This window comes from Agromyces albus, from assembly GCF_004134825.1.
Lineage (GTDB): Bacteria > Actinomycetota > Actinomycetes > Actinomycetales > Microbacteriaceae > Agromyces > Agromyces albus.
On record NZ_SDPN01000029.1, the window covers coordinates 35,278 to 49,445 of the forward strand.

Annotated in this window: 17 protein-coding genes and 1 riboswitch; of the genes, 13 read left to right on the forward strand and 4 right to left on the reverse strand. The window is 69.5% G+C overall.

All coding sequences use genetic code 11. The annotated features are described in order from the left end of the window. Window positions 1–20 precede the first annotated feature (20 nt). From ESP51_RS14205 to ESP51_RS14225, 4 genes are all read left to right on the forward strand, one after another. Complete coding sequence (locus ESP51_RS14205) at window positions 21–896, forward strand: SDR family oxidoreductase (protein WP_129521555.1); 876 nt, start codon at window positions 21–23, stop codon at window positions 894–896. Between the two features lie 191 nt (window positions 897–1,087). After that, a complete protein-coding gene (locus ESP51_RS21095; RefSeq protein ID WP_241843179.1) occupies window positions 1,088–2,179 on the forward strand; it encodes a DUF2510 domain-containing protein in 1,092 nt (363 codons plus the stop codon). A 74-nt stretch (window positions 2,180–2,253) separates the two neighbouring features. Continuing rightward, a complete protein-coding gene (locus tag ESP51_RS14220; protein ID WP_206737318.1) occupies window positions 2,254–3,141 on the forward strand; it encodes an arginase family protein in 888 nt (295 codons plus the stop codon). A 47-nt stretch (window positions 3,142–3,188) separates the two neighbouring features. Further along, window positions 3,189–4,256: an NAD(P)H-dependent flavin oxidoreductase gene (locus tag ESP51_RS14225; RefSeq protein ID WP_241843180.1), complete on the forward strand. Its 1,068-nt coding sequence runs from the start codon at window positions 3,189–3,191 to the stop codon at window positions 4,254–4,256. A 17-nt stretch (window positions 4,257–4,273) separates the two neighbouring features. Here ESP51_RS14225 and ESP51_RS14230 read toward each other — a convergent pair whose 3' ends face one another. Beyond that, window positions 4,274–5,185, reverse strand: coding sequence for a DMT family transporter (locus tag ESP51_RS14230; protein WP_129521557.1), 912 nt, complete (start codon window positions 5,183–5,185; stop codon window positions 4,274–4,276). A 106-nt stretch (window positions 5,186–5,291) separates the two neighbouring features. Between ESP51_RS14230 and ESP51_RS14235 the strand changes: the two genes are divergently transcribed. From ESP51_RS14235 to ESP51_RS14245, 3 genes are read left to right on the forward strand one after another with little or no spacing between them, the layout of a single operon-like run. Beyond that, on the forward strand, window positions 5,292–6,404 hold the full coding sequence (locus tag ESP51_RS14235) for an epoxide hydrolase family protein (protein ID WP_129521558.1): 1,113 nt from the start codon (window positions 5,292–5,294) through the stop codon (window positions 6,402–6,404). Between the two features lie 43 nt (window positions 6,405–6,447). Next, window positions 6,448–6,681 (forward strand): FitA-like ribbon-helix-helix domain-containing protein, encoded by a 234-nt coding sequence (locus ESP51_RS14240; protein WP_129521559.1) that lies wholly within the window; start codon window positions 6,448–6,450, stop codon window positions 6,679–6,681. A 43-nt stretch (window positions 6,682–6,724) separates the two neighbouring features. Then, window positions 6,725–7,132 carry a type II toxin-antitoxin system VapC family toxin gene (locus ESP51_RS14245; protein WP_129521560.1) on the forward strand — a complete coding sequence of 136 codons (408 nt, stop codon included), beginning with the start codon at window positions 6,725–6,727 and terminating at the stop codon, window positions 7,130–7,132. 28 nt (window positions 7,133–7,160) lie between these two features. Here ESP51_RS14245 and ESP51_RS14250 read toward each other — a convergent pair whose 3' ends face one another. Continuing rightward, window positions 7,161–7,718, reverse strand: a complete 558-nt coding sequence (locus ESP51_RS14250) for a dihydrofolate reductase family protein (protein WP_129521561.1) — start codon at window positions 7,716–7,718, stop codon at window positions 7,161–7,163. Window positions 7,719–8,132: 414 nt separating this feature from the next. On the opposite strand from ESP51_RS14250, the gene ESP51_RS14255 reads away from it, so the two are divergent. Together ESP51_RS14255 and ESP51_RS14260 are read left to right on the forward strand one after the other, a co-directional pair. After that, the gene (locus ESP51_RS14255) at window positions 8,133–9,458 is read left to right on the forward strand and encodes an alginate lyase family protein (RefSeq protein ID WP_206737319.1); all 1,326 of its coding nucleotides are present in this window, start codon (window positions 8,133–8,135) and stop codon (window positions 9,456–9,458) included. Between the two features lie 356 nt (window positions 9,459–9,814). Beyond that, on the forward strand, window positions 9,815–10,150 hold the full coding sequence (locus tag ESP51_RS14260) for a hypothetical protein (protein ID WP_129521563.1): 336 nt from the start codon (window positions 9,815–9,817) through the stop codon (window positions 10,148–10,150). A gap of 281 nt (window positions 10,151–10,431) precedes the next feature. Here ESP51_RS14260 and ESP51_RS14265 read toward each other — a convergent pair whose 3' ends face one another. Both ESP51_RS14265 and ESP51_RS14270 read right to left on the reverse strand, forming a co-directional pair. Continuing rightward, window positions 10,432–10,821 carry a ChaB family protein gene (locus tag ESP51_RS14265; protein ID WP_129521564.1) on the reverse strand — a complete coding sequence of 130 codons (390 nt, stop codon included), beginning with the start codon at window positions 10,819–10,821 and terminating at the stop codon, window positions 10,432–10,434. A gap of 271 nt (window positions 10,822–11,092) precedes the next feature. Further along, window positions 11,093–11,533 (reverse strand): gamma-glutamylcyclotransferase family protein, encoded by a 441-nt coding sequence (locus ESP51_RS14270; protein ID WP_129521565.1) that lies wholly within the window; start codon window positions 11,531–11,533, stop codon window positions 11,093–11,095. On the opposite strand from ESP51_RS14270, the gene ESP51_RS14275 reads away from it, so the two are divergent. The 4 genes from ESP51_RS14275 to ESP51_RS14290 all read left to right on the forward strand — a co-directional run. Next, entirely contained in the window at window positions 11,532–11,927 is a 396-nt protein-coding gene (locus ESP51_RS14275) for a hypothetical protein (RefSeq protein ID WP_129521566.1), read from the forward strand. The two genes, ESP51_RS14270 and ESP51_RS14275, sit on opposite strands and share 2 nt — an antisense overlap. A 46-nt stretch (window positions 11,928–11,973) precedes the next feature. Beyond that, window positions 11,974–12,068: riboswitch (TPP riboswitch) on the forward strand. A gap of 89 nt (window positions 12,069–12,157) precedes the next feature. Then, window positions 12,158–12,955: a hydroxyethylthiazole kinase gene (thiM, locus tag ESP51_RS14280; RefSeq protein ID WP_479683768.1), complete on the forward strand. Its 798-nt coding sequence runs from the start codon at window positions 12,158–12,160 to the stop codon at window positions 12,953–12,955. Then, the gene (gene thiE / locus ESP51_RS14285) at window positions 12,952–13,611 is read left to right on the forward strand and encodes a thiamine phosphate synthase (protein ID WP_129521567.1); all 660 of its coding nucleotides are present in this window, start codon (window positions 12,952–12,954) and stop codon (window positions 13,609–13,611) included. The genes thiM and thiE overlap by 4 nt, the downstream gene beginning before the upstream one ends. Then, window positions 13,608–14,168 (forward strand): bifunctional hydroxymethylpyrimidine kinase/phosphomethylpyrimidine kinase (locus ESP51_RS14290; protein WP_241843181.1); only part of this gene is annotated, 561 nt, incomplete at its 3' end. The genes thiE and ESP51_RS14290, both read left to right, overlap by 4 nt.

Consider the following 14,168-nt stretch of genomic DNA (forward strand, 5'->3'; position numbering starts at 1 on the left):
TCCCAATCGAAAGGAACACCATGACCATCCTCGTCACCGCCGCTTCAGGTCAGTTCGGCCGCCTCGTCGTCGAGTCACTGCTCACCCGTGGCGCCGACCCCGCCACCATCGTGGCGAGCTCGCGCGACACGTCGAAGCTCGCGGACCTCGCGGCTCGCGGCATCCGCACCGTCGAACTCGACTACGCACGCCCCGAGACCATCGCCCCCGCGCTCGAGGGCGTCGACACCGTGCTGCTCGTCTCGGGCACCGAGTTCGGCAGCCGCGCAGCGCAGCACCAGAACGTGATCGACGCCGCCAAGGCCGCCGGCGTCACGAAGCTCGTGTACACGAGCGCCACCCGCGCCACCACTGCCGACTTCGCGATCGTCCCCGAGCACAAGGCCACCGAAGAGGCCATCGCCGCCTCGGGCGTTCCCGCCGTGATCGTGCGCAACAACTGGTACGCCGAGAACTACGCAGCGGATGTCGCGCGCGCCGCCGAGACCGGCGTCATCGCGTCGTCGGCGGGCGAGGGACGCGTCGCGGGCGCCTCCCGTGTCGACTTCGCGGAAGCGGCCGCCGTGGTGCTGCTCGAAGACGGCCACATCGGCCAGGTGTACGAGCTCGGCGGCGATGTCGCGTGGAGCTACTCCGAGCTCGCCGCCGCCGCGTCGGAGGTCGTCGGGCGTGAGGTGACCTACGTGTCGCTCTCGACCGAAGAGCACGTGGCCGCGCTCGAGGGCTTCGGTCTGGATGCCGGCACGGCCGGGTTCGTCGCCGCGATCGACACTGGTATTCGCAACGGCGTGCTCGCCGAGTCGGATGGCACGCTGTCGCGCCTCATCGGGCGCCCGACGACGCCGCTCGTCGACGGGCTGCGGGCCGCTGTGAGCGTGTCCGCCGCCGCCGCGTAGGCGCGGAGAACGCCACAGGGCGACAAGGGGTGGCCGGCTGCCACGCGAGTGCGTGACAGCCGGCCACCCCTTTCTGGGTTGGGAGGCTGCGTCCCCCTGCGGAATCGACGGCCCGCCGGTCACGTCGTGTACCCCGATCTGGGGCCTTTCCGCCCACTTGGCGGTGGGCGCGTTCTGCCACTATCGAGAACATGAGCGACCCGAGCAAGACCCCGGCAGGATGGTACGACGACGGCACCGGCGGTCTCCGGTACTGGGACGGGAACGTCTGGACGGAGCACCGGGCGCCCGGCCCGGGTGCGACGCAGCCGCCCGCCGACGCGTCGGGCGAGGCATCCGCCGCTGAATCTCCCGCCACTGAGTCATCCGCCGCGCCGGAAGCGACGGCCGCAGGCGACGCGCCGACCGCGATCGTCCCGCCCGTCGACCCGATCGCGCCGACACCCGCCGCGCCGTCGCCCTACTACGCGGCTGCGGCAACGGGCAGCCCGGTGGCGACGGCGGAGGCCCCACCGACGGCCCCGGCAGCGCCCGCCACCAAACCGCACGTTCTCGGGATCATCGCGCTCGCCGTCGCGGCGCTGGGGTTCATCTTCGCCTGCATCCCCGGCGCGCTGATCGTCGGCTGGATCCTGCTGCCGATCGCCTTCGTGCTCTCGATCGTCGCGCTGTTCCTCAAGGGCAGGAAGTGGCCGGCGATCACCGGGCTCATCGTCTCGATCCTCGGCACGATCGTGGGCTTCGTCGTGTTCTTCACCGTCGTCGCGACCTCGTTCGACGAGGCGTTCGGCGATATCGACGGGCTCATCGCCGAGGCATCCGAAGCTGCTGAGGACCTTGAAGACCTCCCCGTCGCCGACGAGCCGGTCGAGGAAGTCGAACCCGAGCCGGTCGGCAACCTCGCGTTCGGACAGTCCATGATCTGGGACAACGGCGTCGAACTCTCGGTCTCGGTTCCGGAGCCCTACACCCCGAGCGAGTACGCGGCCGGTGCCGACCTTCCGCACAACGTCGTCTTCACTTTGACGATCGTCAACAACTCGACCGAGAACCTCGAGCCCTTCCCCTACGAGCGCCTGTCGTCGGGCGGCCAGGAGGGGAGCCAGATCTTCGACATCACGGGTGACGGCCAAGACGTCGGCATCGCGCCGACGACGGTGATCCTTCCGGGAGAGTCCGTCACGTGGCGGTCCGCGTGGTCGGTCGCCGATCCGAACTCGCTCACGATGGAGATCGCGCCGAGCTTCGAGTACGACGACGCGATCTTCACCACCGTGCAGTGACCGCTGGGATCTGACGCCCTGTCTCGTTGAGGGCTGATGGGTGGGACCTTGCCGATGACGGCACAATGGGAGTCGTGGGCGGATACGCGATCCTCGAAGCCCCGTCGGTGCTCGGGCTCTTCCCCCGGGGTGTTGAACGCCTCCCCGAGGCGCTGCTCGATGCCGGTCTCGCCGACGCCCTCGGCGCGCGTCACGCGGGGCAGGTGATTCCGCCGCCGTACGATCCGGAACGAGATTCGGCGACGAACATGCTGAATCCGACCGCGATCCGCGACTACTCTCGCACCCTCGCTGACGCGACGAGCGAGGTGCTCGACAGCGGCGAGATCCCGCTCGTGCTCGGCGGTGACTGCACCGTCGTTCTGGGCCCCATGCTGGCGCTCCGTCGCCGCGGGCGCTACGGATTGCTGCACCTCGACGGCCACGCCGACTTCTACCAGCCGGAAGCCGATCCCAACGGTGAGGCCGCTTCGATGGATCTGGCCCTGGCGACGGGCCGAGGGCCGGATGTCGTCGCAGATCTCGAGGGGAAGCGCCCGCTCGTTCGCGACGACGACGTCGTGCAGTTCGCGCGGCGTGACGCCGACACGGCGGCGGAATTCGGGAGCCAGCGCATCGAGGACACGGGCATCAGGATGATCGACCTCCAGGAGGTTCGACGACGAGGCGTCGAAGACGCCGCGCATGAAGCGCTGGAACAACTCGTGCGCCCGGAGCTCGACGGCTTCTGGATCCATCTCGATTGCGATGTGCTCGACGATGCCGTGATGCCGGCCGTCGACTACCGTGCTCCGGGCGGGCTGACCTGGGATGAGCTCGAGCACGTGCTGAGGGTCGCCATCGACAGCCGGCATGCCGTCGGCTTCGATGTCACGATTTTCAATCCACGGCTCGATGGCGACGGATCGATCGCTCGTGCACTTGTCGACTGTCTTGGTCGGAGCCTTGGCGGCCGGCCGTAGGTTGGACGAAGCACGGACACTGCAACCCGGGCACGAGGAGCGACGAGATGACGGACCGCATGAATCACCTCACGGCGATGCTGGGCATCGATCAGCCGATTGTGCTCGGCCCGTTCGGTGGGCTCTCGTCGGTCGAGCTCACTGCCGCCGTGAGCGAGCTCGGCGGGCTCGGCTCGTTCGGACTCTACGGGTACGACGCCGGCCGCATCGCCGAGGCGGCGTCGGCGATCCGCGCGTCCACGAGCCGACCGTTCAACCTCAACGTCTGGCTGCCGCTGACCGACCCCGAGGCGGATGCCCCGCTCCCGCGTTCCGACTATGACGACGCCGTCGAGGCGCTCCGACCCTTCTTCGATGAGGTCGGAGTGCCAGTGCCGACCGAGCCACCCGCCCAGTACCTGCCGTCGTTCGACGAGCAGTGGGACGCCGTGCTCGAGGCGCGGCCGGCCGTGGCAAGCTTCGTGTTCGGCGTGCCGGCCGAGGGCGTCGTCGAGAGTGCGCGGGCGCGCGGCATCCGCTTGGTTGGCACAGCGACTTCGGTCGACGAGGCCGTGGCGCTGGAGGAGAGCGGCGTCGACGCGATCGTCGCAACGGGGATGGAGGCGGGCGGGCACCGCGTGTCGTTTCTCCGTCGGCCCGAGCGGGCGCTCGTCGGGTCCATCTCGCTCATCCCCCAGGTGGTCGATGCGGTCGGCGTGCCCGTCATCGCCGCGGGCGGCATCGCCGATCGGCGCGGCGTCGCGGCGGCCTTCGCGCTTGGCGCGGCCGGCGTGCAGGTCGGCACGGCCTTCCTGCGCACGCGACAGTCGGCAGCGAATGACGCGCACCGTGCGGCGATCGGCGCGACGGCGGCACACGACACGGTGCTCACGCGCGCGATGAGCGGACGGCTCGCCCGCGGCGCGGCCAACCGCTTCATCCGCGAGATCGAGCAGGGCGGCGTGATCGCCCCGTTCCCGGTGCAGAACTGGATGACCGGGAAGTTCCGCGTGGAGGCGATCCGCCAGGGTCGCGCCGACCTGCAATCGCTGTGGATGGGGCAGTCGGCACCCCTCGCCGTGCACGACGAGGTACGCGACGTGTTCGAGGAGCTCGCGGCCGGGATTCCCGACTGAGCCTCGGCGACAGCTGGCTAGCGGACCTGCTCGACGGATGCCTCTTCGAGCTCCGCCGGCGCGATCGTCTCCCGCCGACGGCGCGTCACGAGGTAGGAGCCGAGCAGCACGAGGACGAACCCGACGACCGTCCAGACCGTGACTCGCTCGCCGAGCACGAGGACACCGGCGACGATGGCGACGGCGGGATTGACGTAGGTGATCGTCGTCGCCTTCACGGGACCGATCTCGGTGACGAGCGCGAGCATGAGCAGGAACGCGAGCGCACTGCAGACGACGGCGAGGACGACGATCGACACGATGGCCGCTTCGGACGGCCACACACTCGGCCAGCCATCGGTCAGCAGCATGAAGGGCACGTAGACGATCGCGGTGCCGGCAAGGGACACGGCGACGACGCCGACACCCGGCAGGTCGGACATCCATCGGGCGAGGATCGCCGGGCCCAACGCGTACCCGACCACAACGACCGCCATCTCCGCGACGGCGATCAGGTCGGACCCGCCGATATCGAAACCGACGAGCGCCGCGACGCCCAGCATGCCGAGGGCGATGCCTGCCCAGTTCATGCGGGAGAGCTGCGCGGGCCGCCCCATCGCGAAGGCGATGGCGACGCCCGCGAGCGGCACGGTGGCCAGCAGCAGCCCCGCGGTGGAGCTCGGCAGGCGCTGCTCGGCCGAGCTCAGGAAGTACCACGGGAGCACGATCTCCACGATCGTGTAGGCGAGCATCGGCTTCCACCGCCGCACCACCGGCCACACTTCGCGCCGGAAGAACGCGAGCGGCAGCAACAGGATCGCCGCGAGAGCCGACCGCGCCAGGACCACCATCGCGGGGTCGAGCTCGGTCACCGCCACCTTGATGAACAGGTACGGGACGCCCCAGGCGATCCCGAGCGCGGCGAACAGGATCAGTCCACGACGAGTCACCTGCCCATTCTGGCCGCTCCCTCGCACTGGGCATCGACGGTCGGCTGCCGAGCTGACGCGATATCCCGCCAACGCCGCTGTCGGCGGCCGAGAGTACGGTCGGCGCATGACCGCATTGCAACCGTTCGAGCTCCACGTCTCCGACGAGGTCATCGACGATCTCCGGGCGCGTCTCGCACGTAGCCGGCTGCTCGGCGACTCACCGCGGCGGCCCCCGGCGGGCATGAGCGCCGCCTACCTGCGCGAGCTCGTCGACTCGTGGATCGACTGGGACTGGCGAGCACGCGAGGCATGGCTCAACGGGCATCCGCAGTTCATCGCCGAGATCGGCGACGCCGCGGTGCATTTCGTGCACGTGAGATCCGAGCGAGCGGATGCCCCGGCTCTGCTCGTGATGCACGGCTGGCCGCACACGTTCGCACTGCAGCTCGAGTTCGCCGATAGGTTGCCCGACTTCCACGTCGTCGTCGCGAGCCTGCCCGGATTCGCGTTCTCTTCGCCATACGCCGACGGCGAGATGTCCGAGAAGCGCCTGGCCGCGACGATGCACGCGCTCATGACCGAGGTGCTCGGCTATGAGCGCTACTTCACGTACGGCGAGGATGTCACGGCCAACGTCAGCGACCTCATCTCGGCGCGTCACCCAGGGCAGATCGCCGGCATCATCGCCACGCACGCGCACTTCCCCACGAGCGAGGAACGCGCTGCCCTCACCGAGCCCGACGAGCGCGCCTTCTTCGACGGCATCGCGGCCAAGCATGAGGTCGACGGCGCTTACGGGCACGTGCAGGCGACCAGGCCCGACACGCTCGCTGCCGCACTCAACGACTCGCCCGCGGGGCTCCTCGCGTGGCTCGCCGAGAAGCTCGTCGAGTGGAGTGACACCCCGCCGGGCGACCCGCGAGCTCTCGAGCGGCGCATCTCGCGCGACCGGATCCTCACCGAAGCGATGATCTACTGGGTCACGCAATCGATCGGGTCGTCGTTCCGCCCGTATTACGAGGGGGCCGACCAGCCCGACCCCATCCCTCCCACGTCGGTGCCGGCGGCGGTCTTCATCCAGCGGCACGAAGCCGCCTACCCCGAGTCGCTCGCACGTCGCCACTATCTCGACCTGCGCGTGTTCGAGCGACTCGAAGAGGGCGGCCACTTCACGGTCGGCGAGGTGCCCGACGAGATCGCCTCGCGGGTGCGGGAGTTCGTGAGCTCGCTGGGCTGACGCGGTGCATGCATTTTGCATGCACCTGCGATAAACTGCCTGCATGCCCGTCACCATCACGATCCGTTCGGTTCCCGACGAAGTGCGCGACGAGCTCGCGGCGCGCGCTTCCCGAGGCGGGCAATCGCTGCAGGAGTACCTCAGCGGCGAGCTCGAGGCGCTTGCCGCGCGACCGAGTGCGCTCGAAGCGCTGATGCGCGCAAGGATGCGAGCACGCACCTATCCGCCGCTCGACACCGCAGAGCTGCTCGCCGACCTCGATGCCGACCACCGCTGACCGACGCGGGAGCTCGCGCCGAGCAGGCTCGGAACAGCGCGAGATGCGAGCACACCGCCCGCTGGTCGTTGTCGACGCATCCGCCATCGTCACGCTGCTGATCGACCCCGGCGAGCCCGGAGAGGTGATCGCGTCCCGCCTGCGCGATGCTGCCGTTCTTGCTCCGGCGCTCCTACCGTTCGAGGTGGCGAACGTGCTGCGCCGCCGCATGAACGCCCGGCTGCTCTCGGGCGCCGAGGCGGCGCTCGCGCATGCCGACCTGCTCGACCTGCCGATCGACCTCTGGCCGTGGGAGGCACTCGCCACCCGCGCATGGGAGCTCGGCAGCAACCTCTCGAGCTACGACGCGTCGTACGTCGCGCTCGCGGAAGAGACGGATGCGACGCTGCTGACGCGCGACCGGCGGATTGCGGCGGCACCCGGCATCCGTTGCCGCGTCGACGTGGTGTGAGCGGGCCGCCGGCTGACGCGCCGACGGCTCACTGCACGACGTTGAACACGGCCTTGGTGACACCGTTGGAGTACGCCTCGTGCTCCACGAGGTCGAGGCGAGTGTAGGGGTCGCCGCCGCCGAAGAGGCGCTTGCCGTCGCCGAGCAGGATCGGGAACACGAGCAGGTGGTAGCGGTCGACGAGGCCGGCGGCGGCCAGGCCCTGTGCGAGCGTGGCGCTGCCGTGCACGATGATGTTGCCGCCCTCGGTCTGCTTGAGCTTCGCGACGTCGTCGAGCGAGCGCAGCACCTGCGTGTTGTTCCACTCGGGATCCGTCAGCGTGCTCGAGACGACGTACTTGGGCATCGCGTTGTACTCGGCGAACTCCTCCTCCATCGTCGGCCAGACCGGAGCGAACTCCTCGTAGCTGACGCGGCCCATGAGCATCGCGCCGGCCTCGAGCTGCTCGCGACCCTTGATCTCGTATGCCTCCTCGACGAACGGCACGTCCTTGAAGGTCCAGCCGGCTCGCGGGTGCGATCCGCTGCCGGGCGAGTCGATGACTCCGTCGAGGGTGATGAACTCGGTGACGATGAGGGTGCGCATGATGTTCCTTCCCGGCGGTAGTTCCGCTCTCATTCTGGCGTCGAATGGGGTTGGGGGAGATCGACACTGGGGTGGATAAATGCCTATTCGTCGGCGCACAAGTGGTTTCGATACGCGGCCGGCTTCGCCGGGCGCTACTCAACCACCGGGGCCCGAAGGTGAGATATATATGCGTTTGCAACGGGTCGCAGGCGGCCCCTAGCATGGCCGGAACGGTCTTCGACGAGGGCCGTGTTCGCTTCACCGGGGGACAACCGGGAGACACACATGAAAATCGAGACAACGTTCACGTCCGTTGCGGTGAGCCGGCGGTCGGTCCTCACACTTTCGGCGGTCGCAATCGCCAGCGCCGGTCTCGGCCCGCTCTGGGGTACACCCGAGTCTGCTCATGCGGCCGGGGCATCCGACCCACGGATGCTCCACACCGCAGCTGATCTGAGCCGCATGCGCACCCAGGTCGCTGCCGGGGCCCAACCGTGGACGGCCGGCTGGGAACGCCTCGTCAACAACCGGCACTCGAGCGCGAGCTGGACGCCGCGCCCCATCGCGACGGTGGTGCGCGGCGGCGACGGCCAGAATTACGCGCCGTTCTTCAACGACATCCACGCCGCCTACCAGAATGCGTTGCGCTGGCACGTCTCGGGCGACGAAGCCCACGCGGCGACGGCGAGCAACATCCTCAACGTCTGGTCGCGCACGCTCACCGCCGTCAACGGCAATGCCGATCGGTTCCTCGCGGTCGGAATCTACGGATACCAGTTCGCCGTCGCCGCTGATCTGCTGCGCGGCTATGCCGGATTCGACCTCGCCGCCGCCCAAGACCTGCTGCTCAGGGTGTTCTATCCCATGAACAACCACTTCCTCACTGTGCACAACGGCGCGCACATCTCGAACTACTGGGCGAACTGGGATCTCTGCAACATGAACGCGGTGCTCGCCATCGGCATCCTCTGCGATCGCCAAGACCTCATCGACCAGGCCGTCACCTACTTCAAGAGCGGCGGCGGAAACGGATCGATCGGCAATGCCGTGCCGATCCTGCACTCCGACGGCCTCGCCCAGTGGCAGGAGAGCGGTCGCGACCAGGGCCACACCCTGATGGGCATGGGCCAGATGGGCACGTTCTGCGAGATGGCGTGGAACCAGGGCATTGACCTCTACGGCTACGACGACAACCGCTTCCTTAAGGCCGCCGAGTACGTTGCGAAGTACAACCTCGGCCACGATGTGCCATTCACGACCTACAGCTGGCAGCACGGCGTGAACGGCGCTTGGCGGTCGCAGACCGTCATCTCCGAGGCCGGCCGCGGCCATGTGCGGCCCGTGTGGGAGCTCATCTACAACCACTACGTGGTGCGGCGAGGGCTCAGTGCGCCGCACGTCGCCGAGATCGCGGCCCAGGTGCGCCCCGAGGGCGGCGGCGGCGACTACGGACCCAACAGCGGCGGCTTCGACCAGCTCGGGTTCGGCACGCTGGCGTTCTCGCTCCCGGCCGGCGCGCCGACTCCGGAGCCGGCGCCGGCGCCGACGCCGGAGTCTGCGCCGGAGTCGGCTCCGGCTCCGACACCGACACCGACGACCGCTCCCCCGAGCGTTCCGGCGCCCGCGGCGACGGCACGGCCGACTCCGACTGCTCCCCCGGCCCCTATCGCCGCATCGACCGGCTGGAAGAAGCTGCTTCGACTGGGCCGCAAGGACTGGATGTCGCGCATGCTGAGCTGGGGCCGAACGCGAGGCTGAGTGCGGTTCCGGATGCCGCGCTGCCGGCGTTTCTTCGGCGCGGATGACGTCGGATTCGAAGCTGGTGATGGGCCGGTCGCTTGGCCGGCCCATCAGAGGTTCAGCTCACCACACACGGGTTTTCCAACCGCTCGATGACCGAGCGGTCCCAGCATCCGTCAGCCCCCCATGGGATTTCCCTTGATTCCCTGGCCGAACACGACGACGCTACCCTCGCGCCCTCGCGCGGGCGATGGGGAGCTCAACCCATGCCGGGTCACCGCACGCAAACGGGCATCGGATGCCGCGGCGGTGTCAACCCCGTGCGCCCTCCCGCGACGCCTGCGAGGGTGAGAATGCGGACGAAAGGACCGACCATGACCGACATGGATGACGCCACCATGGATGATGCCACCGACGAAAAGCCGACGGGCACCGACAAAACCCCGAAGGGCCCCCGCGACCACGGGACTATCCCCACCGACACCCGAGGCGATGCCGGCATAGACCGGGCCGGCGGCTTCCCCGGGGTCGGCAGCATCGGAACCGACTTCGGCGCCGCGGCCCTCGTTCCGGAGTCGCTCGGCGTCGACGAACAGCCCGTCACGATCGAGGACGACGACGATCCCGACGCGATCGCGCATCGCGGCAAGTCGGATGACGACACGATTGCTCCCGACGGCGTCGGGCCCGAGGTGCGGCCGCCGAGCTGAGTCGAGTCGGAAGGGTCACCGAGTCGACCGAGTCAACTCAGTCGACCGAGGGCGTATCGCTCGCAGAGTCGAGTTGGGCGGAGTCGAAGGTGGTATCGCCCTGAAAAAACGGTCGATCTGTTTACAAGTTGACCGATTTTGCAGAGAGACATCCCGATGGTCGCTCGAGACAGATCGGTCGCGCGAGTGAGAGACCGGATCACTCGCCGACGGACTGCCGCACGGCGCGCCACTGCCCGACCAAGCTCAGGGCTGAGCCCACGCCGACGCGCCGGGATGCCTCACCGGCGCCGGCGCGCCGCCGTCTGCCGATCGTTCTCGCGCTGGATCGCCTCGATCAGCTCGTCCTTCGACATCGACGACCTGCCCGGCACATCGAGCCGCTTCGCGATGTCGTACAAGTGGGCCTTCGACGCGTTGGTGTCGACGCCGCCCGCCGTCTCGCCGCTGCGATCGGTGGCACCTTTGTCACTCGGACCCGGATGCTCCTTCTGCTCCCAGTGGTCGCCGACCTTCTCGTACTGGTGCTTCAGGGCCGAGAATGCCGTGCGCCGCGCAAGCTCCCCATCGCCGTACGTCTCGACGGCGGCATCGAAGGTCTTCGTCCAGATCTCCTGTGCGTGCTTCGGGGAACGCGCCAGCGTCGACGGCATCTCCTCTTCGGCCGGCATGCTGCCTCCTTGCTCGTTCGAAGGGCGCTGGAGTCTCTAAGGCTCACGCTACGTCGATCATCCAGCTCCCGGAATGGGGTGGACATCGCCCGATCGAGATGCCCAGGTAGCGCCGGCGCCGCTCATGTGAGATTCGCCTCACATGAGGCGGGATTCACACGAGCGATTGGGAACGGCATCGCAGACTCGGCAAGCCTCGGTGGTTGAGTAGCGCCCGGCGAAGCCGGACGCGTATCGAAACCACCTCGTGAGTCACGGCGATCGGCGCCGCTCAGCGCGCCACGTACACCCACGCCACCAGCCCCGACTCGAGCGTCACCTCGACGCGGTGGTAATCGTCGACCTCGTACTCGTCGGCGGCAGCGAGCTGCGCGGGCGTCAGCTCGAGCACGGCGCCGTCGACACGGTGGGCCGGGTCGCCGGTGTGCTCGAGGATGGGATGCTCGGCCTCGCCGCTCAACGCGAGCACCGCGGCATCCGTGATCCGCACCATGCGCACCCGCCAGCCGGCGAGCACATCGGGCGCGGTCGGCAGCTCGGCGCCGAACGTCTCGCGCTGCACGTGGGGCAGGCGCAGGGTTCCATAGGAGAAGAGCCGGTCGACGGATGCCACCGCGACAGCATAGAGCGCGCCGGCGGGGTTGTGGTTTCGATACGCGTCGCCTTCGGCGGCGCTGCTCAACCACCGGGCAGGTCGTACGATCGAGAGCATGAGCGAACCCGTAAGGCCCTGGTGGAGCGGCGATGACGACATCGGCGGCATCGGCTTCGCGCGCTTCTTCGCGTGGACCGGCCTGCTGCTCGGAATCGGCGCGGTCGTGCTCGCCGTGGCGGCACCGCTCGAGGGCGACGCGTTGCGCACCGTCTGGATCACGGGATTCGGCGCCATCGCCATGTGCGTGTCGTTCATGGCCGTGCCGCGCTACCGCAACGCGGGCGTGCGCGTCTCGCTCGCCGTACCGGCCACCATGGTGCTCGGCGCGCTCGCGATCGTGATCATGATCTACGCCTTCGCGGTGATCGTCTTCGCGGCGGGCGGCATCATGCTGCCCGCGCCGGCGCACTGGGTCGAGGTGCCGGTCGGCCCGCCGGTCGTCACCGCCTGACGCCGAGCTCGGCAGTCGGCAAACCTGGGCAGCCGCTAGGCTGACCGACAGTGACACGGGGTGCCGCACCATGCGGCTGAGATCACACCCGTCGAACCTGATCTAGTTCGAACTAGCGAAGGGATGTTGCGTTGAGCGATCGTCTGTCTGTCGACCCTGCCCACCTGACCAACCCGGCTGGCCTTGCCAACCCGGCCCGCCCTGCCGATCCGGCCGAGCATGCCGCCGCCCTGCTCGACCGTGTGCGGGCCACAACGCCCCTGGTGCACTGCATCACGAACAGCGTGGTCACCAACTTCACCGCCAACGCGTTGCTCGCCCTCGGGGCGGCGCCCGCGATGGTCGACATCCGCGTGGAGGCGGGTGTCTTCGCGCGCATCGCCTCGGGCCTGCTCGTGAACCTCGGCACACCCCACGAGGAGCAACGCGACGCCGCCCGCGAGGCCGTCGCCGCTGCACGTGAGGCCGGCACGCCCTGGGTGCTCGATCCGGTCGCGGTCGGCGGTCTGCCCGTGCGCACCGCGCTCGCGCACGAGTTGCTCGAGCACCGGCCCACGGCCATCCGCGGCAACGCGAGCGAGATCATCGCGCTCGCGGGTGTCGGCGGGGGCGGCCGCGGCGTCGACGCATCCGACTCCACCGAATCGGCAGCGGATGCCGCGGCAGCACTCGCGGCCGCGCACGGCTCGGTCGTCGCGGTATCCGGGGCGATCGACCTCATCACCGACGGCACCCGAATCGCGCGTGTGGGCAACGGCGACGCGCTGCTCACCCGCATCACAGGGGGCGGCTGCGCGCTCGGCGCGGTGACCGCGGCGTTCCTCGCGGTGAGCGACGACGCGTTCGCGGCGACCGTAGCGGCCACCGTGAGCTACACGATCGCGGCCGAGCTCGCCGCGGCACCGGCATCCGGCCCAGGCACCTTCGGACCGCTCTTCCTCGACGCCCTCGCGAGCGTCACCGCCGACGACCTCGTGGCACGTGCCGACCTGCTGGTCGCGGATGCCCCGGCGCTGGTGCGGTCGTGAGCACACGAACCGCGCTCGACCTCTCGCTCTACCTCGTCACCGACGCGACGCTCTGCGGGCCGCGCGGCGTCGCCTCGGTCGTGGCCGGCGCCGTCGCCGGCGGCGTGCGCGTGGTGCAGTTGCGCGACAAGTCGGCGGATGCCGCGACGATGCTCGCCCAGCTCGAGGAGCTCGCCGGCGTCATCGACGGCCGTGCGGTACTCCTCCTCAACGACCGGCTCGACGTCGTCGTCGCGGCCCGTGAGCGCGGCGTGCCCGTCGACGGCGTGCACCTCGGACAGCGCGACGACACCGTGCTCGAGGCGCGCGAGCTCCTCGGCGCCGACGCGATCGTGGGGCTCACGGCGAACCATCCGACGCATCTCGCTGCCGTCGAGCGGATGCCGCGCGGCTCCGTCGACTACCTGGGCGTCGGCGTCATCCACCCCACCAAGACGAAACCCGACCACCCGCCGGCGCTCGGCGTCGACGGGTTCGCGCGGTTCGCCCGCGCAGCGGAGCTGCCGTGCGTAGCGATCGGCGGCATCACGCTCGATGACGTCGGGCCGCTTCGTGCGGCCGGCGCGGCGGGAGTCGCCGTGGTGTCTGCGCTGTGCGCGGCATCCGATCCGCGCGATGCAGCTGCACGGTTCGCGGCAGCATGGGGCGAGCGATGAGCGGCGGCGGCACGACCGGCCGCCGGGTGCCTCGCGTCCTCAGCATCGCGGGCACCGACCCCTCGGGCGGCGCCGGAATCCAGGCCGACCTCAAGTCGATCGCCGCGGTCGGCGGCTACGGCATGTCGGCGGTCACGGCGCTCGTCGCCCAGAACACGCGCGGCGTGCGGAGCGTGCACGTTCCGCAGGCGTCGTTCCTTGCTGAACAACTCGATGCCGTGAGTGACGACGTCGTGATCGACGCCGTGAAGATCGGCATGCTCGCGAACGCCGAGATCATCCGCACCGTCGGCGACTGGCTACGACGCGTGAAGCCACCCGTCGTCGTGCTCGACCCCGTGATGATCGCCACGAGCGGCGACCGCCTGCTCGACGCCGACGCCGAGGCGGCCCTGCGCGAGCTGCTCCCCCTCGCCCACCTCATCACGCCCAACCTGCACGAGCAGGCCGTGCTCGCGGGCGAGCGCCGCGCCGCGACGTGGCCCGAGGCGCTCGCGCAAGCCGAGCGGCTCTCGGCGTCGCTCGGCGTGCTCGTGCTCGCGAAGGGCGGGCACCTC